This window comes from Pseudoduganella namucuonensis (assembly GCF_900116645.1).
Lineage (GTDB): Bacteria > Pseudomonadota > Gammaproteobacteria > Burkholderiales > Burkholderiaceae_D > Rugamonas > Rugamonas namucuonensis.
In genome coordinates this window covers 23,546-46,412 of the sequence record NZ_FPBO01000042.1, presented here as the reverse complement: position 1 = coordinate 46,412, position 22,867 = coordinate 23,546, and the positions used below count along the sequence as shown (strand labels likewise).

Genomic DNA, 22,867 nt, shown 5'->3' with positions numbered 1-22,867 from the left:
ATCATGCAATTGAACGGCAAGCTGCTAGCTTCCCTGGGGGACAAGCTGGGCGACTACCAGGAAAAATTGTACAAGACCGGCTATCTGGATCAGCCGACGCTGCCGGACGGAGACCCGGACGGCGTCCTCGTGCAAGCTTTCGGCAAGTTCGTCAATAACTATGGCCTGGCGCCGCATGGCGTTCTAGACCTGTCGCTGCTGGACAAGGCGCTGCGGCACGCCGATACAATCGCGGGGCCCGGTAACTCCCCGGCGTTGACCGGGCGAGTTCTGATGGATTACGGCGCGCCTGCGTCGGGCCTGCGACTTCGCCTGCTTGAGCGGCAGTTCGGCGGAGCACCCGTTCAGATCGGCGCCGACATCACGACGGACGATGACGGCTTGTTCGCCCTGCCGTTCAATTCGGCCAGCACGGCATCGTTCGAAGTGGTCGCCATCGGCCCAGACGACAAGCCAATTGCGCTGTCGCGTACCTTGCGTGGGCTCCAGGACGGCGCCACGCTGGTCTTGGTCGCACCGCAACGGCTGCAGCCTGCCGAGAGTGAATTCGCGCGCCTGTCAGCCGCGCTGCAAGACCGGCTCGGGGTGGGCGGCGACTTGTCCATGGCCAGGGAAGACCCGGACGGCGAGGGCCACAGCGACTTGAGCGACCTCGCCGCCGACACCGGATGGGACGCCCGCATCCTGGCGCTTGGTGCACAAGCCAAACAGCTTAGCAAGACCACCGGACTGCCATTCAGCGTGCACTATGCACTGGCGCGCACCGGCATGCCGAACGATCTCCACGGCTTTGCCGCAGCCCACGCCAGCGATGTGAAAACGCGCCTGATGGCGGCAAAGGAAAGCGGCATCGCGACCCTGGACGATGCCGAGATTACCGCCGCGCTGGAAGTACACGCGAAGCTGGCGCAGGCACTTCTGATGCAACGACCGCTCAATGCCGCTGGAACGCCGGTCGCCGCCTTCATCGAGCAGGCGGCCCCGGATGGCGACGCCGACCGTTTCAAGCAAGCCTTGTTCAAGTACACGACGGCCGGAACGGCGGACAAGACCCTGTGGGACTTCGCGCGCGAAAGCAAGGTGAGCGACAAGACGCTCGCGCGCCTGGAGTTCCAGGGGCAACTGGCGTCAATCACCAAGTTCAACCTGGAGGTGATGGGGGCACTGCTGGAGCGAATGGATACCGCCGAGCCCGTTAGCCAGATTGCGGGAATGGGGCTGTTCAAGGCCGCGGCGTGGCACGACCAATTGAGCGCGCTGGCCGTCGACGATGCGGCGTGGGGGCGCCTGTTGCCTCCCGGGTCTGATGGCCTGCCGAGGGAACAGCGCCTGCAGCTATACGCGGAGGAACTTGCGCGCCAGGTGCGCCGCACCTATCCGACCGAATCGGTGATTCAACAAGTTATCGACAAGGAATTCGACATCGCCGACGGCGCACGGGACCGCGTTGTCAAGGCGCTTAAAAAAGGGCGCGGCGACGGCTTCCAGCTGGGCGCGCGCGGTATCTCCGAACTGGCCGACAGCCTGAAGGACGCCCCGGAGGCCAAGGCCGCTGTGTTACGCCTGCATGCCCTCTACCAAGTCACACCAGACGACGAGACGATGACCGTGCTATGGAAGGTGCCTGAAATTAAGAGCGCACTGGATATCGCCGATATTCCCCAGCATGAATTGATGGAGCGCTTGCGCGCAGCGTTGGCGAATTCGCCCCTGTTTGATGCCATGAAGCCGCGGCTGGAAATCGTCTACGAGAAAGCGAAACAGGTTGCGACTGCGGTGACGTCGTTTTACGGTACCGTCAGCACCCTCAGTACGTCCTCGAACACGAGCTCGCCGGTCCTGCCCGGGCGCAGCGCATCTCTGGCAAAGGTGTCGACCCTGGGTGAGTTGGCTGGCGTCGAACTATCCGAATGCGAACATTGCCGCTCGGTGCTGAGCCCCGCCGCGTATTTCGTCGACCTGCTGACCTTGCTGGACCCGCCCGACGTGAAATGGCAGAGTTTTCTGGCAACCTACCGCGCCAACCATCCTGATCCATATCCCTTCGACAAGCCCTTTGCCGCGCTGGATAAGCGCCGCCCGGATCTCGCTAACCTGCCGCTCAACTGCGCGAACACCGATACCCGGCTGCCGTATATCGATGTGGTCAATGAAATTCTGGAAAGCTTGGTGGCGGGTGAAACGCTCGGCGCCGATGTCGATAGCGCGGGTGACGAAGCCACTTCCGACGAACTGGTCGCCGAGCCGCGAAGGCTCAACGGCGCCGCCTATTCCAAGTTGGCGCACGCCGTGTACCCGCTTAACTTGCCGCTCGACCTGCCTTGGGAGCAGGCGCGTGCCAGCGCCACGCTACTGGGCCTGAAACCGGGCGAACTCGCGGAGGCATTCAATGTCGGCAAGCTGTTCAGGGGAATGGGCTCGGAACGACCGTCGCACTACGAGGCGGCGCTTGAACGGCTCGGCGTCTCCCCCGCAAGCGCCGAGGCGCTCACCGGCGAAACTCGGCTGAAAACCTGGTACGCGCTGTATGGGTATGCCGACGCAAAGACCGCCGTTGCCGAGCTAGGTCGGGCCGGCGTGCTGGCCGAGCGGCTGCAAGTGTCACCGGCGCAACTGATGGAGCTCGTACGCTGTCAGTTCATCAATCCGCGCCTGGACGCGCTGGTGACTTTGCAAAAGTGGGGCGTGGCGCTGGCGGACGTCGTGCGCGATCGGCACGGACCGCCATTGTCGGGCACAGAAAAGGCCAGCTACGAGGCGCGGTTGGCCGCCGTCACCAAACGCTATGGCGCGGTCGCGAAAGGATTCGATGCGGCGCAATGGATCAAGCAACATTGGATAAACGGTGATTTCAACGCGGTGCTGGTACTGTCGGACCGGGCCGCCGGTGGCGATTTCAGCGACGTGCGTTTCGCGGCCTGCAATGGCGACGCGCCGACCGCCATCACGTTTTTAAGGCTGAACCAGTTCGTGCGCCTGATGCGCCACTTCGACTGGAGCGTGGCGCAAACCGACCAGTGGCTGAGCGCCTTGTATCCAGGCGGGTTGGAGGCGCTGAAAGGCGAAGCCAACTGGGCCGTGCGCAGCCGGGTTATGTTGATCCAGCTCGATCGAGTCAGGCAGCTCGAGGGCATGCTGAGCGGCGTCGCGGACGGCGTCCAGTTTTTGCAGGCGCTGTGGGGACCGCTGAGCACCAGGGGGCCCGATCCGCTCTACACCCGAATTTTCCTGCGTGGCGCGGAGACGGAGCTGTTCGATCATCCTGAAGGAAAATACCTGAGCGACGCCAAGCTCCTGGCGGATAACCACACCGGTGTGTTGGGGGCGAAACTGCAGCTCGACGAAGCCAGCATTCGCTTGCTCCTGACCGACGAAGTGAAGCTCGATCTGGCTCTGGTATCGGCTCTCTACCGGCATGCCCAGTTCTCCCAAGCCCTAGGGATGCCGGTCGCCGATTTGCTCGAACTGAAGCGGCTATCGGGCATCGACCCCTTCATCCAGGCGGGAGACGACCCGGAAGACTTGGCGCAGGCTTCGGAACAGACGCTGCGGTTTGTCGGCTTCGTGCGCGCTATGCGCGCGGCGCAGCTAAGCGTGCCGCAACTGGCGGACTGGATGGCCGGGCGCGCCGAGGAGGTGCCAGAGGCCATGCTACAAGAGCTGGCCGCAGGATTCCAGGAAGCGGCCAAGGCACTTGATAGGGAAGATAGGGAAGACGTGCAGGTTGCCGACCAGAACCGCGCACGGGGACTAGTCGCGGCGCGCCTAGCAACGTTGTGCCGGTTGGACGTTGCGGCGCAGCGCGAATTGCTGGGCACGCTGGAAGTGGCGCCGGGCGCTACGCTGGTAAAAGTGTTCTTCGATGCCGTCGAGAGCGACAAGATCGCGCCACTCGCCGCGCTGCCGGAGGCCTGCGCCCAGGCGTTCCAGTTTTTCCTGGTCGCCCTCGATGTTGCCAAGGGATTGAAACTGAGCGCGGGGGAACTCGCCGTCGCCTTGTCGGCCCCGCCATTTTTCGGGGGCGATAAGGCCACCCTGCTGGGATCGTTCAAACAGGCGAAGAAATCCGAAGCCTTCGACGCGTGGGAGGGATTGATCGGCTACGTGGCGCAGCGCCAGGCGTCGGATTTCCCGCGTGCAGCCTGGCTGCCGGTCCTGCACGCCTGCACTGGCGGACCAGGCGCCGCCCAGCTCGATGCCTTGCACGCCGCACTGGCCGCGCTGACGGGGAGCGCGGCGCGCGATGTGCAGGAGGCGTGCCCGGAAGTGCCAAAGCACTGGGGCGTACTGGAGAAAGTCGTCGCCGTGCTCAAGGCTGCCCGGCGGGTTCGCCGCGCGCCGTCCGACCTTGCTTCCTGGACGGCGCTGGCCGATCTGGAGCTGGATCATAAGAAGCGACTGTTTGTCAGTGAACAACTTCGCGCGGCCGCCCGCGCCCGCTTCGGCGAGGGCGGCTGGCGACTGGCGATCCGGCCGCTGGCGGACGCGTCGCGTAAGCAACGGCGCGATGCCCTGACTGCCTACATCGTGCACGCGAAGAAACTGGCCGACGCCGACGAGCTGTACGAAACCTATCTGATCGATACGCGCATGGAGCCGGCGGTGCTGACCTCTCGCCTGCGCATTGCGATTGCCGCCGTGCAGTTGTTCATCAACCGCTGCCTGCTCAACCTGGAAAAAGAGAGCGTTAAACCCTCCGCCATCCCCACCGCGCAATGGGACTGGATGAAGCGCTACCGGGTGTGGGAGGCGAACCGCAAGATTTTCCTGTATCCCGAGAACTGGCTGGAGCCGGAATTCCGCGACGACCGTACCCATTTGTACCGCCGTCTCGAAAGCCGGCTGCTGCAAAGCGACCTGACCAGCGAACTGGCCGACAGCGCCTTCTTCGAATACACGCGCGACCTGGAAACCTTGGCCAACCTGGACATCGTTGCGATGACCTGCGAGCAGCACGATGACGTGGCGTCCAATACGCTGCATGTGATCGGCAGGACCCATGCGTCTCCGCGCAAATATTTCAATCGCCGCTACGCTCAAGGCATGTGGACTCCCTGGGAGCCGCTGGACGCCGATATCCAGGGCGACCACGTGGTTGCCACCTTCTGGAAAGACAGGCTGCACGTGTTCTGGCTTGTTTTTATCGACTCATCGGCGCAGAGGCCGCCTTCCGCCGGTCCGTTCACGGCCGAGAAAGGCGTGGAGTTGCCGCCGACTGAAGAGATACGCACGGTTAAGCTGGCGTGGGCCGATTGCATCAACGGGGAGTGGACCACCCACCATGCCGCCGGTCCCGGCATCGACATGCCGGCGGTGCAGATCGGGGCTGCTGGACCGCAACGATTGGCGGCGAACCTGTTCATCAATCTGCAAAGCGAGCGCGGCGCGGATGGTATCGAATCCGCGCTCAAGGTCAATCTCTATAGCAAGCGCATGGTACATTCGGCCGGACCGCTTCCTCTCCCGGGAGGGGGAAGAGACGGCTACGTCAGCCTAAACCTGAGTTTCGAGGTGATCAGCCATAACGCGCCGGTGGCGCGCGTCGCGGCCGGACCTCTGGCGGCGGCCCCGGCCACCCTGCGCAATGTGCAGCCGTCGATCAATCGCTACGTCCATGGCCCCGGCAAACTGGTGACATCGTTCTATCAATCTACCAGCCTGCAATTTGCCGAGGGAACGGGGCCTGCCGCTCCGGCCGCCCCGACCGAACCACCCGCACCCATGACCGAGAACACCGAGGACGCCACGCTCCTGACGGCGCCGGAGGCATTGCGCATCACCACGCTCGATCGTCCTTTGCGTTCGAATGACCCGTGGGCAGCGCGTCTGGCGCCATTCTTTTTCAGCGATTCGAGCGGAAGCTACTACGTGGAACCCAGCCGGAAGCAGGAAACCACGGTGGACACGACGAAGTGGCTCGGCAATAACTGGCCCGACGTCATCATCAAGCCCGGCGTGCTGCCCGACATCGGACCAATCTTCCCCCCGCTGCCGCCGCGTCAGCCGATCCCGCTGCCGGGCGGGCCCTGGCCTGGCCCGCAGCCCATCGATCCATTCGACCCGGTTTTTCCGGACAGTCCCCTGGGTCCATTCAACCCCGGCGATCCGGCGGGACCGCGCGTTCTGCCAGCCAATCCGCTGGCACGCTACGGCCTGGAGCAAGCCGCTGACTGGTTGACGAAGCCCGGCACCGTCGTGCGTTTCGGCGACACTCTGCTGGGCGCACGCGGCAGCGTGCTCGGGCGCTCTCAACAAACAAAAGGATAAGCCGTGAACGACATCAAATCTGGAATGCGCCGCTTCCATGGCGCCGACTTCTTGCCGTTCGATCTCATTAACCCTGGCAAGCCTGCCCTCGGTCCCAATGACGAGCTGATCCAGAGGTGGAAACAGACCATCAGCGCGACCACTGAACTGCAATTCACGATCTCGAACCATTTTCATCCATATGCGGGCAAGCTGACCGGGGAATTGTTGCGCGGCTCGGTCGCCGGTCTGCAGGCGGTCGATACCCAGCTCAAACCGGGCGTCGCTCTGGACGCGCGGCCGCCCGCGCCGGGCGACTATGCCTTGCATGAAGACTTTTTCGCGGCGCGCTACCAGCCCGGCGCGGTGGTCAACCAGCAACTGCCGGTGCGCAACCTGGACTTCGATGTCGACGGCGCCTATGCCGTCTACAACTGGGAATTGTTCTATCACATTCCGATGGCGGTCGCCTTGCAGCTCACCCGCAACCAGCGCTTCGCAGAGGCGCAAACTTGGTTGCATTACCTGTTTGATCCCACCGACGCCAGCGACGGCCCGCCTGAGCGCCACTGGAAAGTACAGCCCTTCCAGGTCAACGAGGTCCAGCAGATCGAGAACATTCTGGTGGCATTGGCCGGGGACGACCCCGCAACAGCCGATTTGCGCGCGAAAACCATCCTCGCCATCGAGGCGTGGCGGCGCGCCCCCTTGCGCCCGCACCTGGTGGCGCGCACGCGCAGCGGCGCCTACAAGTTGCGCACCCTGATGGCTTACCTGGATAATCTGATCGCCTGGGGCGATTCGCTGTTCCGGCAAGACAGCCCGGAAACTATCGACGAAGCCGCCATGCACTACATCCGCGCGGCCCAACTACTGGGCAAGCGGCCCGCGCCTACGCCGCGGCGCGGCACGCCGCGCACCGAGTCGTATCGTACCTTGCGCAAGGATCTGGACGAATTCGGCAATGCGCTGCGCAAGCTGGAAGCCGAGCTAGCCTTCGATTTTGCACCGATGCCCGCTAGCGCCCCGGATAATCGCGGCATGGCCGCCATCGACAGCATCGGCCGGTCGCTTTACTTCTGCGTGCCCGCCAACGAGAAATTGCTTGGCTACTGGGATACGGTCGGCGACCGCCTCTTCAAGATCCGCAACAGCTTGAATTTTCAAGGCGTGTACCGGCAATTGCCACTGTTCGATCCGCCCATCGATCCAGGGTTGCTGGCCCGTGGCGTGGCAGCGGGACTGGACCCCAACAGGTTGCTCGACGATATTGACCGGTCCCAGTCCCCCGTGCGCTTCACCTGGTGGATGCGCCACGCCCAGGAGCTATGTCAGGAAGTGCGCGCGCTGGGCTCTGCCCTGTTGGCGGCGATGGAAAAAGAAGATGCGGAAGCGCTGGCGATGCTGCGTGCCCGGCACGAGAGTGCCCTGTTGACCGCGATTGAATCCGTGCGCTACGGGCAGCTGGCTGAAGCAGGTAAGAACCGCGAGGGGGTGGAAAAGTCGATCGTCTCGGCAGCCGAGCGCTACAGGCATTTCGAGCAAATGCTGGGACGCAAACCGGACGAGATTCGCTTGCCCGAGTTGGAAGCGCTGCATGCCGAGGGGTTGGACCAGTTCAAGTTTAAGAATACCGAACCCGAGCTCAGCCCGCGCGGCGTCGAGTACGACATCGTGGAGGGGATGGCGGGATTGACCGGCGGGCGCGTCGTCAACCGACACGAAGTAGCGGAAATTCTGCTGTCGCGCGCGTCGAGCGAGAGCATGGCCGCTGCCAGCCATGCCGACGGCGCCGCGGCGCTGTTCTCGGCGATGCCTGACTTCGCGATCAACTGCATGTTTTGGGGTGTGGGGCCGACCGTCGAACTGGGGCCCCGACAAATTGCCGCGGCGGTGCAATCGCTCGCCGCGTCGATGCGCGCCAATGCGACCACGCTCGGCACCCAAAGCCAGGACGCGGCGCGGCTCAATGGCTTTGCGCGGCGCGAGCAGGAATGGGCCCAGCAGAGCAACGCCGCGGCAGGCGAAATCTCGTTGCTGTACAAGCAGCTGCGCGCGGCGCAGATCCGCGAAGCGGTCGCCGCACGCGAGTGGAGCAATCACAAGAAGCAGATTGCGCATGCACGCGAAATCGAGCAATTTCTCGGCGACGAGCGCGAGGGCAAGGTCACCCGGCAAGCGCTTTACACCTGGATGAAGCGTGAAACCCACGGCCTGTACACCCGCGCACTGGACCAGGCGCAAGCGGCGGCGCGCATGGCGGAGCGCGCCATGCAGCATGAACTGGGACGGGCGGACAGCTTCATCGGGTCGGCTTACGCGTCCGGGAACGAAGCGATGCTCGCCGGCGAGCGGCTGGCGCTGGACCTGCAGCGCCTGTCGGTCGCGTATCACGAATGGAACGTACGCGAGCTGGAACTGCAGGAAAATGTCAGCCTGCTGCAACTGAACCCGCAAGGCCTGATGCATCTGCGCACCAGTGGATCGTGCACGCTCGACATCCCCGAAGCCTTCTTCGACCGGCGCACGCCCGGCCACTACCGACGCAAGCTTAGGACGGTGGCCGTGAGCATCCCTTGCGTGACCGGGCCGCACATGTTGGTCCACTGTACCCTGGCCCTGACCGCCAGCAAGATCCGCACCAGTGCGGCACTCAAAGATGGCAAATATCCGGACGCCGGGCCGTTCCAGGAACTGCGGCCGGCCGGCACGGCGCGCATCGTCACCAGCGGCGCGCAGCACGACGACGGACTGTTCGACGGCGCCGGGAGCGACGAGCGCTATCTACCGTTCGAAGGGCAGGGCGCCATCAGCACTTGGCAGATCGACTTGCCCTCCAAGATGCGCGATTTCGATTATGCGACCATCTCGGACGTCATCTTACACTTGGGTTACACGGCGCTCGACGGTGTCGACAAGGCTGCGGTCCTGCTTGCTGTCGAGGAATCGCTCAAACGCCAAGAGGCGCGGGGCAGAACCAGGCTCTTTTCGCTTCGCGAGGATTTTCCGGATACTTGGGAAACATTGCGCTCGGCGTCACCGGGCGATACGTACCACGCGATCGAGGTGGCCTTGTCACCCGAACATTATCCCTATTGGCTCCAATCCGTGCTAAACGGGCGCGCGCTGGCGGTGCAGCAGATCGATTTCTACGCTGTGGCGTCGGAAGAGGTTGCGCCGCTGCGCTCTGGAAGCGATGCCGCGCCTGTCGAATTCCCGTTTAGCAGACGCTGGAACGAATGGTTATTGTACGAGTGCGCATTGTCGCCTGTCGAATCCAAGACCATTCTGTCGGATGCTTTCGGTACATTGCGCTGCCAAGTGCAGCCGGGCGTGCTGCAAGATTTCTGCTTTGCGATCAGCTGGCAAGCGCCATGAATGTGCGTGGTGTCAGGTGAAAATTGCGCACGCTGGCTATGTGCAGGTTTTGAACAGGACCATCCACGTCGGCCGCTTCGTGATAGCGGAGCGGGCTGTATCGCGCCGCATCGCGCGAACGCTCGCTGCGGCGCAATAGCAAGGAACCGATTTTTCGATTCTCATCGGTAGTGGCAGAAGCTTTTTCTAGCTGGATGTGTGGGGCGGTGCGTTGTGGTCGCCCCCCTACTTCGCCGGTAGCTGCGGCGGCGGGCCCATTGCGGTTATCCGCCAGTAGATCGATCAGCAGCAGACGCCTCACTAGATGCACTAAACCGGACGGATTCGCCATCCGCGCTCTTGACCCCGCCCTGAAGTGCGGGGTTTGCCGCGCAACCGATCAAGGGCGATACGGTTGAGGTGTTGGTCATGGGTAAACGCAACGATGACCAGGTTTACAAGGAATGGGGCCGGCTTAAATAGCCGCCAGATCCGTGTACCTTCCTTATTTGTGCGGAAGGTCGTAAAATTTCGCACAAAACGTGCATGAAAGCGCGAAAAATCCGTCTCTGGCGCGTCCATATTGCGGAATCGCTGCAATACACTAACTACTTCCAATCACTTAGCCGGGAGTAGTGAAGTGTCTGATCTGTTTGAGAATCCGATGGACCTGATGGGGTTTGAGTTCGTGGAATTCGCCTCGCCCACGCCCGGCGTGCTGGAGCCGGTGTTCGAGGCCATGGGCTTCACCAAGGTGGCGCGCCACCGCTCCAAGAACGTCACCCTGTACCGCCAGGGCGGCATCAACTTCATCATCAACGCCGAACCGGGTAGCGCCGCCGCCTACTTCGCGGCCGAGCACGGCCCGTCGGCCTGCGGCATGGCTTTCCGCGTCAAGAACTCGCAGCAGGCCTACCGCCGCGCGCTGGAGCTGGGCGCGCAGCCGGTCGAGATGCCGGTGGGGCCGATGGAGCTGCGCCTGCCGGCCATCAAGGGCATCGGCGGCGCGCCGCTGTACCTGATCGACCGCTTCGAGGAAGGCAAATCGATCTACGACATCGACTTCGAATACATCGAGGGCGTGGACCGCAACCCGGTGGGCGCCGGCCTGACCACCATCGACCACCTGACCCACAACGTCTACCGCGGCCGCATGGCCTACTGGGCCGGCTTCTACGAGAAGCTGTTCAATTTCCGCGAACTGCGCTACTTCGACATCAAGGGCGAGTACACCGGCCTGACCTCGAAAGCCATGAGCGCGCCGGACGGCATGATCCGCATCCCGCTGAACGAGGAATCGTCCAGGGGCGCCGGCCAGATCGAGGAATTCCTGATGCAGTTCAACGGCGAGGGCATCCAGCACATCGCGCTGTTCACGCCCGACCTGATCGCCACGCTGGACCAACTGAGGGAGGCCGGCGTGCCGCTGATGGACGCGCCGCCCGCCACCTACTACGACATGCTGGAGGGCCGCCTGCCGAACCACGGCGAGCCGGTGGCCGAGCTGAAGGCGCGCGGCATCCTGCTGGACGGCACCACCGGCGGCGAGGGCCGCCGCCTGCTGCTGCAAATCTTCTCCAAGACCACGCTGGGTCCTGTATTCTTCGAATTCATCCAGCGCAAGGGCGACGAGGGCTTCGGCGAAGGCAACTTCAAGGCGCTGTTCGAATCCATCGAGCGCGACCAGATCCAGCGCGGCGTATTGAAAGCGGAATAAAGACCATGTTCAAACATGTTGAAGCCTATCCCGGCGACCCCATCCTGACGCTCAACGAGAACTTCGGCGCCGACCCGCGCCCCCACAAGATCAACCTGAGCATCGGCGTCTACCTGAACGAGGCGGGCAAGATGCCCGCCATGGGCGCGGTGCTGCGCGCCGAGTCGGCCCTGGCCGCCGACCTGGGCACGCGGCCCTACCTGCCCATGGAGGGCAACGCGGCCTATCGCGCCGCGGTGCGCGAGCTGACCTTCGGCGGCGCCGTCCCGGCCGACCGGGTCGCCATCGCGCAGACGCTGGGCGGCTCCGGCGCGTTGAAGGTGGGCGCCGATTTCATCGCCCGCTACTTCCCGAAGGCGGGCGTGTGGGTCAGCGACCCCACGTGGGACAACCACTACAGCATCTTCGCCGGCGCCGGCCTGCCGGTGCAAAAGTACCGCTACTACGACGCTGCCACCGGCCACGTGGACTTCCCCGGCATGCTGGCCGCGCTGGAGGCGCTGCCGGCGGGCGACGTGGTGCTGCTGCACGCCTGCTGCCACAACCCCACCGGCGCCGACCTGGACGAGCTGCAGTGGCGGGAGCTGGCCGCGCTGGTCAAGCGCCGCGGCCTGCTGCCGTTCTTCGACATGGCCTACCAGGGCTTCGGCAAGGGCGTGGACGAGGACGCCTTCGCCATCCGCCATTTCGCCGCCGAAGGCATTCCGCTGTTCGCGGCCACGTCGTTCTCCAAGAACTTCTCGCTGTACGGCGAGCGCTGCGGTTCGCTCAGCGTGGTGTGCGCGGACGCGCGGGAGGCCGGCAACGTGCTGGGCCAATTGAAGGCGACCATCCGCCGCAACTATTCCAGCCCGCCCACGCACGGCGCCCGCATCATCGCGCGCGTGCTGGACGACGCGGCGTTGCGCGCGGAATGGCGCGCCGAGCTGGAAGGCATGCGCACCCGCGTGGCGGACATGCGCGCGGGCCTGTACGAGGCGCTGCGCGAACGCCGCCCGGACGGCGATTTCGGCTACCTGGTCAAGCAGACCGGCATGTTCAGCTTCACCGGCCTGACGCCGGCCGAGGTGGAGCGCCTGCGCGAGGAGTCCGCCGTGTACCTGGTGGGTTCTGGCCGGCTGTGCCTGGCCGCGCTGACGCGGCGGACCATCGCGCCGACTGCCGACGCGATGGCGCGTGTGCTGGGGCGGCGCTAGCGATACCGGCGCGGCGCGGCGGCCAGCCCGGGTTGCGGGTGACCGCCAGTTCTACCCGGCCCGGTGACGGACCGAAGGCAAGCACGCGTCAGTGGTGCAGAGGTGCTTGCTTGCCGCCTTTGGCCTGCTGTTGCGTCGTCGCCTTGGCCTGTTCACCGCCACGGCGCCGTTCCGGCGGCTCGTTGCCGCGGACTTCACCGTCGCCGCCCGGCTGCTGCATTTGCTGCGGCTGATACTGTTGTTCCCCCGGCTGGTACGACTGCTGCGGCTGTTGCTGCGGCCGATACTGTTGCTGTTCCGGCTGGTATTGCTGCTGCGGTTGATATTGTTGCTGCTGCGGCTGGAACTGCTGTTGCTGCGGCTGATACTGCTGCTGCGGCTGCGGCTGCGGCTGGAACTGTTGTTGCTGTGGTTGATACTGCTGCTGTGGCTGACCCTGTTGCCGCTGCGGCTGATACTGCTGCTGTGGCTGGCCCTGTTGCCGCTGCGGCTGATACTGTTGCTGCGGCTGGAACTGTTGCCGCGGCGGCTGATACTGCTGCCGCTGCTGCGACTGGTACGGCTGCTGCGGCTGATGCTGTTGCTGCTGTTGCTGCTGCGGCTGATGGTGTTGCGGTTGGTACTGCTGTTCCTGCTGCGGTTGGTACTGCTGTTGCTGCCGCTGTGGCTCCTGCGAGCGGTATTGCTGCTGCCATTGCTGGCCTGCGCGCTGCAACTGGTTGCGCTCGGCGCGCGTGATGTTCAGCGCCGCCCCCATGATCTGGCTCATGTTGTTCACCATGTCCAGCATCAGGTTGGTGGTGGTGTGCATGGCGCGGCTGCCGACCTGGCTCATGGCGCAGATGGACTCGTCCATCGCGTCGATCAGCATCGAGGAGCCCACTTCACGCGCGCCCCGCATCACCTGGCTGGCGATGCGCGTCGAGCCGTCCACCATGTCCGTGCCCATGCGCTCGGTGACGTTCAGCGCCTCGCGCATCACGCTCTGGGTGGTTTGCACGGCGTCCTCGCCGACCTCGCCGGCGGTGTGCATGACGCCGGAGAGGCGCTGCGCCTGCTCTTCGGGCGAGATCAGTTCCATGCCGCCGCGCCACTGGCCCGCCTCGTCCTCCTGGTTGTAGCGCTGGCCACCTTGTTGCCGGACGCCCTCATCGGCCCATTGTTGGGAGCGGCCCTGGTCCCAGCGCTCGCTTTGCTCCAGGTCCTGGCGCTCGCCTTGACGTTGCCCGCCGCGGTCCTCCGCCTGCTGGGTGCCCCGGTCGCCCATCCACTGTTCCTCGCGCTCGTCCTGCTGTTGCCCGGCGCGCTCGCCCGTTGGCTGTTCCTGCCGTTCGCCCGGGCGCTGTTCGGTGCGTTGCTCGTTGCGTTCCCCCTGCGGTTGCTCGTTCCGTTGCTCGTTTCGCGCGCCCGCCTTCTGTTCGCTGCGCTCGCCTCCCTGTTCCTGGTTGCGCCCTTGTCCGGCCTGCTGTTCGGAACGGGCGGTGTCGACGGATTTCGTCGCTTTTTGGTCTTTCTGTTCAGTCTCTGCCATTTGGTATCTCCTGTGGATAAAGCGCCGCAACCCTTGCGGAAATGTGGGTGCGGCTCAGGTTCGACCCGGGGACCGCGGCATCGTTCCCTCCGCCGAGCATCTTTTTAAGATCCAGGATTCTCCATTTGGAATGCCAGCCGTTTTGCAGACGCGCTTCTAGGCCGCCAGCGACGCCTTCGCCGCGCGCTTCACCGCCTGCGGCGGGTGGCCGAGCAGGCGCACGAAGGCGCGCCGCATCCGCTCCGGGTCCACGAATCCCGTCTCCCTGGCCACGATCTCCACGGGGTGGGCGCTTGCCTCCAGCATCATCTTGGCCGCCTCCACCCGCAGCGTTTCGATCGCCTTCGCGGGGGATTGCCCGGTCTCGAGACGGAAGGCGCGGCTGAACTGGCGCCGGCTCAGGTGCGCCACGTCCGCCAGCTCGTCGACGGTCAGTTCGCGGGCCAGGTTGCGCTTGGCGTAGCCGAGCACATTCTGGATGCGGTCCGATTTCGGTTCCAGTTCCAGCAGCGCCGAGAACTGCGACTGCCCGCCGCTGCGGCGGTGGTACACCACCATCTTGCGCGCGATGGCGCGCGCGCTGTCCACGCCGAGATCCTGCTCCACCAGCGCGAGCGCAAGGTCGACGCAGGCCGTCATGCCGGCCGAACTCCAAATCCGGTCGTCGTTGATGAAGATGCGGTCCTCCTCCACGCGCGCCTTCGGATAAAGGCGCTGCAGTTCCCGCGCGGCTGCCCAGTGGGTGGTGACCTTGCGGCCCGTGAGCAGGCCCGCCTCGCCCAGCAGGAAGGCGCCGGTGCAGATGCTGGCGGTGCGGCGCGAGGCGGCGCTGCAGGCGCGCAGGAAGGCGATGAAGCCCGCGCTGGAGGACGAGGGTTCCATGGAACCGGCCACCATCACGGTGTCGAACGCGGGCTCGCCGAAGGGCGCGCTGTCCACGTTCACGCCGGCCGAACTGCGCACCGCGCCGCCGCGCTCGGACAGCACGCGGATGTCGTAGTGCGGCCCGCCCGGCAGGGCGTTGGCCAGCTCGAACACGGAGACGGCGGCCATGTCCACCAGCTGGAAGCCGTCGAAAAGAATGAAGGCGATCGATTTTTTCATAATGTTCCAAGTCTAGCATGATGTCCCGATTCGAGGGATATGCGTCGCACGGGCCATTCCCATACGGCGCAGAATGGCAACATCAACCACCCGAAAGGAACACATCATGACCACGACCACCCTCGGCACCGCATTGATCACTGGCGCTTCCTCCGGCATAGGCGCCGTCTACGCCGACCGCCTGGCGCGGCGCGGCTACGACCTGATACTGGTGGCGCGCGACGCGGCCAAGCTGGACGCGGTGGCCACCCGCCTGCACGCGGCCACCGGCCGCCAGGTCCGCACCGTGGCGGCCGACCTCACGGTGACGGCGGACCTGCGCCGCGTGGAGCGCCTGCTGCAAGACGACGCGGCGGTCTCCATGCTGGTCAACAACGCCGGCCTGGGCGCGTCGGCCAAGCTGCTGGACTCCGATCCGGACACGCTGGACGCCCTCATCGGCATCAACGTGACGGCGCTGACCCGACTGGCGCGCGCGGCGGCGCCGGGCATGGCCGCGCGCGGCAAGGGCACCATCGTCAACATCGCCTCCATCGTGGCGCTGGCGCCGGAGATGCTGAACGGCGTCTATGGCGGCACCAAAGCCTATGTGCTGGCGTTTAGCCAGTCCATGCACCACGAGCTGGCCGACAAGGGCGTGCGCGTGCAGGCCGTGCTGCCGGGCGCCACCGGCACGCCGTTCTGGGACCGCGCCGGACTGCCGGTGTCCTACCTGCCGGAGGCCATCGTCATGACGCCCGAGAACCTGGTGGACGCCGCGCTGGCGGGGCTGGACATGGGCGAGGTGGTGACCCTGCCTTCGCTGCCGGACGCGGGGGAGTGGGAGAGGCTGAACGCGGCCCGCCTGGCGATGGGGCCGAACCTGTCGCACACGGCTCCCGCGGCGCGCTACGGCCTGGCGGCGGCCATGCCGGGCTGACCGCCGCGCCAGCGGTAGAGGTGGACGGTGACTTGCGGGTTCAACGCGCCGCCAGGTCGCCGCGCAAGGCCTCCAGCACGGCGTCGCGTTGGGCGTGCAGGAAGAAGTGGTCGCCGTTGAACCACTGCGTGCGGCAGGTTTCGCTGGTTTCCACGCTCCAGCCTTTCACCGTCTCCGGCGACAGCAGCGTGTCGTCCTTGCCGGCGTAGACCGACAGCGGCAGCGCCAGCGGCGGCTGCAGGCGGTAGGCGTAGCGTTCGCCCAGCGCGAAGTCGGCGCGGATGGCCGGCAGCAGCAGCGCCATCAGCTCCGCGTTCGCCAGCACCTGCGGCGGGGTGCCGTTGTAGCGCCCCAGGGCCGCGATCAACTCGTCGTCCGGCAGCGTGTGCAGGGCGCCGCCGCTCTTGCGCTGGTTGGGCGCGTCGCAGCCGGAGACGATCAGGCATTGCGGCAGCGGCAGGTAGTGCCGCCTGCAGTAGCGCGCCAGTTCGAACGCGAGCAGCGCGCCCAGGCTGTGGCCGAAGAAGGCGAACGGCAGCGACCTGTCCCGCGAGGTGAGTTGCGCCAGCTCGGCCAGCAGCTCGGACAGCGTGTCGATCGGCGTCTCGCCGAAGCGGCTGCCGCGTCCCGGCAGCTGCACCGCGCAGATTTCAACGCCGGGCAGGGCTGCGTGCCAGCCGGCGTAGATCTCGGCGCCGCCGCCCGCGTAGGGGAAGCAGTAGAGCCGCATGCGCGGCGCGCCGGAGCAAAGTCTTGTCAGCCAGGGAGTGTGTTGCATGATGCGGTCCTTTGGAGCGTTGTTATATGGGGGAAGCCGCCGGGGCGGCGGCGCGGCGCGCGGCGGCCAGCGCGCGGATGGCGTGCCACGCGAGGCCCATCAGCAGCAGGAAGACCACGCAGGCGCCGGCGAACAGGTCGTGCATGGCGGAGGTGTCGGCGTACAGCTGCAATTGCGCCAGCATGGCCGCCACGTCGGCGCCCACGCCGCCGTCGGCGCTGCCGTAGCCCTGGGCCAGCAGCGATTCGGAGGCGTGCCCGCCGAGCAGCTGCGACAGGCGAACGCCCAGCGCCACGATCAGGTTGGCGAAAGCCATACGCAGGAACATGGACAGGCTGATGGCCGCCGTACTGTCCTTCTCGGGCAGGTCGGCCAGGCTCATGAAGGTGGCCGGCGAGAACAGCGCCAGGCCGAATCCGAGCACGATGCGGGGCAGCATCAGGTCCGCCATGCCCGATTGCGGCCACACACCCACCGTCAGCCAGCAGGATAGCGCGAACACCGCCAGCGAGGCGGCGATCATCAGCGGATACAGGCCGGGCACCTTCACCTTGGCCAGCACGGGGCTCAGCAGCCCGGCGATCAGGCCGCCCGCCGCCACGACCCAGGCCACGTCGGTGACGGACAGGCCGTAGCCCGTCTGCAGCCACATGGGATAGCACACCATGGTGGCCATCAGCACCGCGTTGACGGTGATGATGATGGTGGTGTACAGCCGGAAATTGGCGTTGGCCAGCAGGCGCCATTGGAACAGGCCCTGTTCTCCGCGCGGCGCGCGCCGGGCCAGCAAGGCGCAGCTGGCCGCCAGCGCCACGGCCGCCCATGGCGCCGCCGCGCCGCCGGCCGGGGCGAAGATGGCGTCGGTCAGCACCTGCAGGCTCACCAGGGCCACGGCCAGCAGCGCGAACGGCGCCAACCGCGGACGGGCCGACCAGGCGGCGCCGGTGAAGCGCAGGCCGTCGCCCAGCAGCAGCATGGCCAGCGCGATGACGGGCACGTTCATCCAGAACAGCCAGTGCCACGACAAATGTTCGAGGATGGCGGCGGCGGCCAGCGGGCCGGCCACGGGGGCGATGGAGACGGCGCTGGTCCACATGGACAGGCCGAAGGCGCGCCGTGCCGGGCCGACCGCGTCCAGGACCAGGCGCTGCCCCAGTACGATGATGCAGCCGGAGGCCAGGCCGTGGGCGATGCGGAAGAACACCATCTCGGCGAAGCTGCCGGCGTAGCCGCAGCCCAGCGCGGCCAGCGCCGACGCCAGCAGCGCGTAGCTGAAGACGGTCTTTTCCCCCGCCCAACTGGACAGGCCGGCGCCCATGGCCACAGCGATGGCGGTGCCGATGCCGAAGGAAGTGACGATCCACTGCCCCTGGTGCAGTTCGATGTGGAAGTCGCGCGCGATCGTCACCAGCGACAGGTTGGCGATGGAGCTGTCCAGCACGTGCAGGAACAGGATGACGTACAACAGCGCGAAGCGGCCCATGTCACTTTCCGGCTTGGTGCGCCAGGCGTTGCGCGGGCTGTGCCGGCTGCGCGGCGGCCAGCGCGGAGCGGCAGGCCGGGTCCTGCGGCAGCGACGCGGGCACCAGCCGCTGTTCGGCGGCGGTGACGCGCTGGATGTGCTGGGCCAGTTCCTGCGCCAGTTGCTCGTCGGGGCGGCGGCGCGGCGGGGGAAGCGTGGGCGCCGCCGGCGCGTGCGGGCGTGCCGCGGCGCCCGCGTGGATCACGACTTCGGCGGAGGAGCCCATGGGCGGCCGTTCGCTGGCGGGCGGCGCCTCGTCGAGCGCGATGATGACGGGCACGCGCTGGCTGACCTTGATCCAGTTCGAGTCCGTGTTGGCGCGCGGGACCGGCGAAAAGGCGGCGGCCACCGCCGGCACCAGGGCGCTGACGCGGCCGCGGTAGGTTTTCTGTCCGGGGCTGGCGTCGAAACGCACGTCGACGCTTTGGCCGATGCGCACCTGGCGGTACTGCGATTCGAGCACGTTGGCCTGCACCTCGACCGGACCGTCCGGCACCATGGTGGCCAGCAGCGTGCCCTCCGAGATGGTCTGGCCGCGCGTGACGAAGACGTCGTAGATATAGGCGTCCGAATCCAGCCGCAGCGTGGAGCGCTGCTTGGTGGCCAGGGCCGCGCTCAGGGCGTGGATGGCGGTGGCCACGTTCGAACGCATGGCCAACGGCGCGACCAGCTGGTAGTCGGCCTTGTCGCCTTCGAGCTGGGCCAGCTTCTGGTTCAACAGCGCCTGTTTTTCACTGGACTGGCGCTCCAGCAGCGCATCCTTGGGCAGGTAGGCCTTGCTCACCAGGTTGTTGGCCTGTTCCAGCAGGGTTTGCGAGCGGTCCAGCGCGGCGTTGGCCTGCTCGGTGCGATAGCGCGCGGCCTGGCGCGACGAGCATTTGAGCAGCTCCTCGCGCAGCGCCGTGCGCAGCTGGGTGGACGCGTTGGTGATGGCCAGCTCGTATTCGGCCTTGTTCAGCACGAAGGCCACCGCGCCCTGGTCGGCGGCAGAATGGGGCGCCAGCGCGAGTTCGTCGACGGCGCCGTTGATGGGGCTGACCAGCCGGGTCACGTGGCCGAACACGAAGGCGTTGTCGGTGCGGATGGTGCCCGCGTGCTGCGTTTGCCACCAGGCCAGGCCGGCCGCCGCGCCGGCGCAGCCGAGCAGCGTCAGCGCCAGGCGGGGCTTGCCGAATACCTTTGCCACCATCTGTTTCATGCGTGTTTCCTTGTCGTTGGTCTAGGCCGCGTTGGGCACGGTGCGCAGGGACAGCGGCCGCATGTCGCTCCACACCTGGTCGATATGGGCCAGGCAGGCCTCGCGCGTGCCCGGCGCGCCGGTGCTGGTCCAGCCCAGCGGCAGCTCTTTGCTGACCGGCCAGATTGAGTATTGGCCTTCCTGGTTGACGACGACGGTGTGCAGTACTTCGTTGATGGTGTCGAGGCTCATTGCGGTGTCCTTGTATCGGCTGTTGCGTGGCGCGCCAGTTCGGCGACGGTGGGGTGAAGGTATAGGTCCTTGATGCTCAAGGCGGCGCCGTTCGGGCCGGCGGCGAGCGCCGCGAGCAGCTTCACCGCCAGCAGCGAATGGCCGCCTATGGCGAAGAAGTTGTCGTGGATGCCGACCCGCGGCAGTCCCAGCACCTGTTGCCAGACTGCGCAGAAACGCTCTTCCCCGGGCGTTTGGGGCGCGGCGTAGTCGTCGCTGATGCGGGACAGGTCCGGCGCGGGCAGGGCCTTGCGGTCGGTCTTGCCGTTGGGGGTGAGCGGCATGCGTTCGAGCGGCACGAAGTGGGACGGCACCATGTAGTCGGGCAGCGCGGCGGCCAGGGCGGCGCGCAGGGCGGCCGGGTCCAGGGCCGCGCCTTCGGCGGCCACGAAGTAGGCGACCAGGCGCTTGTCGCCGGGGACGTCCTCGCGGGCCAGCACGGCGGCCTCGCGCACGCCGGGCAGCGCGGCCAGCGCGGCCTCGATCTCGCCGGGTTCGATGCGGAAGCCGCGGATCTTGACTTGCTGGTCGATGCGGCCGAGGTATTCGATGGTGCCGTCGGCGCGCCGGCGGGCCAGGTCGCCGGACTTGTACATGCGGGCGCCGGGCTGGCCGCTGAACGGGTCGGGGATGAACTTCTCGGCCGTCATGGCGGGGCGGCTCAGGTAGCCGCGTCCCACGCCGGGGCCGCCGATGTGCAGCTCGCCGGCCACGCCGGCCGGGACGGGGTTGAGCCAGGCGTCCAGGATGTGGATGGCGGTGTTGGCGATGGGGCGGCCGAGCGGCAGCGGCAGATTGAAGTCGTCGCCGGCCGTCACGGGGTGGTGGCAGGCGAAGGTGGTGGTTTCGGTGGGGCCGTAGCCGTTGCTTAGCAGGATGGACGGGTTGGCGGCCAGCAGGGCCTGCGCGTGGGCCGGCGACAGCGGCTCGCCGCCGGCCAGGATGTGGCGCATGCCGCTCAGGGCTGGCAACTGGTGCTCCACCATCTGGTTGAACAGGGCGGCGGTGAACCAGGCGGTGTCGACGCGCTGGCCGGTGATGGTGAGTCCGAGGTCCGCGACCGAGCAGGGGCCCGGGGGGGCGAGCACCAGGCAGGCGCCGTTGAGCAGGGCGCCCCATATCTCGAAGGTGGAGGCGTCGAAGCTGACGGGGGCGAATTGCAGCACGCGGCGCTCCGGCCCGAGCTCGCAGTAGCCGCCATGCACCAGGCGCAGCACGTTGCGGTGGCTGATGGCCACGCCCTTGGGCTGGCCGGTGGAGCCGGAGGTGTAGAGCACGTAGCACAGGCGCTCGGGGTGGGAGGCATGGGCAAGATTGCCGTCCAGCGCGGCCGGCTCCCGGGCGGTGTCGTCGCCGACGCCATCGTTTGCGGGCGGCGGCGCGTCGGCATGGGCGCGGATGGCGCCATCGTCAGCGGACGCGCGGGCGCTGGCAGTCACGTTGACGCGGGCGCGGGTGGCGGGATAGGCGTGGGCATCGGCGTCGTTGCCGGCGTTGTCGGCGTCCAGGCACAGAACGGGAAGGGCGGCTGACAATGGGAGCCGGGCCAGCAGGATCGAGTCGGTCAGCAGCAGGACCGGCGCGGCGTCGGCCAGCATGTGGGCCAGGCGGGCGGCGGGATAGGCCGGGTCCAGCGGGACGTAGGCGGCGCCGGCCTTGAGGATGGCGAGCAGGGCGACGATCAGGTCCGCGCGGCGTCGGCCAGCATGTGGGCCAGGCGGGCGGCGGGATAGGCCGGGTCCAGCGGGACGTAGGCGGCGCCGGCCTTGAGGATGGCGAGCAGGGCGACGATCAGGTCCGTGCCGCGCTCCAGGCACAGGGCGACGCGGGTGTCGGGCGCGGCGCTGTGGCGCAGCAGGCGGCGCGCCAGGCGGTTGGCGCGCGCGTTCAGCTCGGCGTAGCTGACGGTGCCGCCGTCCCAGGCCAGCGCGGCGCCGTCGGGCGTGCGGGCGGCCTGGGCCTCGAACAGCTGGTGCACGTCGTGGCTGGAGGGGTAGGGCGCGGCGGTGTCGTTCCACTCCACCAGCTGGTGGTGGCGCTCGCCGTCGTCCAGCAGCGGCAGCAGGCCGACCGGCGTGTCAGGATCGGCGGCGACGGCTTGCAACAGGCGCAGCCAGTGGCCGCGCAGGCGCTCGATGGTGGCGGCGTCGAACAGGTCGGTGTTGTACTCGAAGGCGCAGTCGAGGCGGCCGGCGGTCTCGGTGACGTTGAGCAGCAGGTCGAAACGCGCGCTGCCGGTGTCGGTGATGGCGGTGTCGACGCGCACGCCGGGCAGTTCGCGCTCGCCGGTGGGGGCGTTCTGCAGCGCCAGGACCACTTGGAACAGCGGCGCGTGGCTCAGGTGGCGCTCGGGTTTCAGGGCCTCGACCAGCTGGTCCAGCGGCAGGTCCTGGTGGGCGTAGGCGTCCAGCGCGGTGGCGTGGGCCTGGGCCAGCAGGTCGGCGAAGGGGGCGGCGCCGTCGACGCGGGCGCGCAGCACCAGGGTGTTGACGAAGAAGCCGATCAGGTCCTCGATCTCGCCGCGGTTGCGGTTGGCGATCGGCGCGCCGATGCAGATGTCGCGCTGGCCGCTGTAACGGTGCAGCAGGGCCTGGAAGGCGGCGGTGAGGGTGACGAACAGCGTGGTGCGGGCCCGCCTGCCCAGTTCATACAGCGCGCCGGTGGTGGCCGCGTCGACCGTGAAGGACAGCGTGGCGCCGCGGTGGCGTTGCACGGGCGGGCGCGGACGGTCGGTCGGCAGTTCGAGTAGCGTGGGGGCGCCGGCCAGCTGCGCGGTCCAGTAGTCGAGCTGGCGGCGCTGGACGTCGCCGGTGAGCCACTGGCGCTGCCAGTGGGCGAAGTCGGCGTATTGCAGCGGCAGCGGCGCCAGCGGCGAGGGCCGCCCGGCCGCGAAGGCGGCGTACAGCGCGGTGAGCTCGCGCAGCAGCACGCCCATGGACCAGCCGTCGGAGACGATGTGGTGCATGGTCAGCAGCAGCACGTGCTCGCCGGGGGACAGGCGCAGCAGGGACCAGCGGATCAGCATGTCG

The 22,867-nt window shown here is 66.9% G+C and carries 13 protein-coding genes and 1 pseudogene; 6 read left to right on the top strand and 8 right to left on the bottom strand.

What is annotated here, in order from left to right; all coding sequences use genetic code 11:
• Nucleotides 1-3 precede the first annotated feature (3 nt).
• The 5 genes and pseudogenes from BM436_RS30445 (at nucleotide 4) to BM436_RS30425 (ending at nucleotide 12,516) form a co-directional block, all read left to right on the top strand.
• Nucleotides 4-6,267: a neuraminidase-like domain-containing protein gene (locus BM436_RS30445; RefSeq protein WP_093559886.1), complete on the top strand. Its 6,264-nt coding sequence runs from the start codon at nucleotides 4-6 to the stop codon at nucleotides 6,265-6,267.
• A 3-nt stretch (nucleotides 6,268-6,270) separates the two neighbouring features.
• Complete coding sequence (locus tag BM436_RS30440; protein WP_143133375.1) at nucleotides 6,271-9,624, top strand: Tc toxin subunit A-related protein; 3,354 nt, start codon at nucleotides 6,271-6,273, stop codon at nucleotides 9,622-9,624.
• A gap of 196 nt (nucleotides 9,625-9,820) precedes the next feature.
• Nucleotides 9,821-9,901, top strand: a pseudogene (locus tag BM436_RS38130) (IS200/IS605 family transposase); the annotation flags it as partial.
• Nucleotides 9,902-10,243: 342 nt separating this feature from the next.
• Complete coding sequence (gene hppD / locus BM436_RS30430; RefSeq protein WP_093559882.1) at nucleotides 10,244-11,320, top strand: 4-hydroxyphenylpyruvate dioxygenase; 1,077 nt, start codon at nucleotides 10,244-10,246, stop codon at nucleotides 11,318-11,320.
• A gap of 5 nt (nucleotides 11,321-11,325) precedes the next feature.
• On the top strand, nucleotides 11,326-12,516 hold the full coding sequence (locus BM436_RS30425; protein WP_093559879.1) for an amino acid aminotransferase: 1,191 nt from the start codon (nucleotides 11,326-11,328) through the stop codon (nucleotides 12,514-12,516).
• Between the two features lie 88 nt (nucleotides 12,517-12,604).
• Here BM436_RS30425 and BM436_RS37330 read toward each other — a convergent pair whose 3' ends face one another.
• The gene (locus tag BM436_RS37330) at nucleotides 12,605-14,047 is read right to left on the bottom strand and encodes a hypothetical protein (protein ID WP_177307644.1); all 1,443 of its coding nucleotides are present in this window, start codon (nucleotides 14,045-14,047) and stop codon (nucleotides 12,605-12,607) included.
• A 156-nt stretch (nucleotides 14,048-14,203) separates the two neighbouring features.
• Nucleotides 14,204-15,151, bottom strand: coding sequence for a GlxA family transcriptional regulator (locus BM436_RS30415; protein WP_093559877.1), 948 nt, complete (start codon nucleotides 15,149-15,151; stop codon nucleotides 14,204-14,206).
• 106 nt (nucleotides 15,152-15,257) lie between these two features.
• Here BM436_RS30415 and BM436_RS30410 point away from each other — a divergent pair, with 106 nt between their 5' ends.
• The gene (locus BM436_RS30410) at nucleotides 15,258-16,070 is read left to right on the top strand and encodes an SDR family NAD(P)-dependent oxidoreductase (RefSeq protein ID WP_093559875.1); all 813 of its coding nucleotides are present in this window, start codon (nucleotides 15,258-15,260) and stop codon (nucleotides 16,068-16,070) included.
• Between the two features lie 40 nt (nucleotides 16,071-16,110).
• Here BM436_RS30410 and BM436_RS30405 read toward each other — a convergent pair whose 3' ends face one another.
• From BM436_RS30405 to BM436_RS38365, 6 genes are all read right to left on the bottom strand, one after another.
• Nucleotides 16,111-16,848 carry a thioesterase II family protein gene (locus BM436_RS30405; protein ID WP_093559873.1) on the bottom strand — a complete coding sequence of 246 codons (738 nt, stop codon included), beginning with the start codon at nucleotides 16,846-16,848 and terminating at the stop codon, nucleotides 16,111-16,113.
• A gap of 22 nt (nucleotides 16,849-16,870) precedes the next feature.
• Nucleotides 16,871-18,331: an MFS transporter gene (locus tag BM436_RS30400; protein WP_093559871.1), complete on the bottom strand. Its 1,461-nt coding sequence runs from the start codon at nucleotides 18,329-18,331 to the stop codon at nucleotides 16,871-16,873.
• 1 nt (nucleotide 18,332) lies between these two features.
• The gene (locus BM436_RS30395) at nucleotides 18,333-19,568 is read right to left on the bottom strand and encodes an HlyD family secretion protein (protein ID WP_093559869.1); all 1,236 of its coding nucleotides are present in this window, start codon (nucleotides 19,566-19,568) and stop codon (nucleotides 18,333-18,335) included.
• Nucleotides 19,569-19,589: 21 nt separating this feature from the next.
• A complete protein-coding gene (locus BM436_RS30390) occupies nucleotides 19,590-19,799 on the bottom strand; it encodes an MbtH family protein (protein WP_093559867.1) in 210 nt (69 codons plus the stop codon).
• Nucleotides 19,796-21,502, bottom strand: a complete 1,707-nt coding sequence (locus BM436_RS38370) for an amino acid adenylation domain-containing protein (protein ID WP_259741449.1) — start codon at nucleotides 21,500-21,502, stop codon at nucleotides 19,796-19,798. Before BM436_RS38370 ends, BM436_RS30390 begins: the two co-directional genes overlap by 4 nt.
• Before the next feature lie 17 nt (nucleotides 21,503-21,519).
• Nucleotides 21,520-22,867: condensation domain-containing protein (locus BM436_RS38365; RefSeq protein ID WP_259741448.1), on the bottom strand; the 1,348-nt coding region annotated here is incomplete at its 5' end.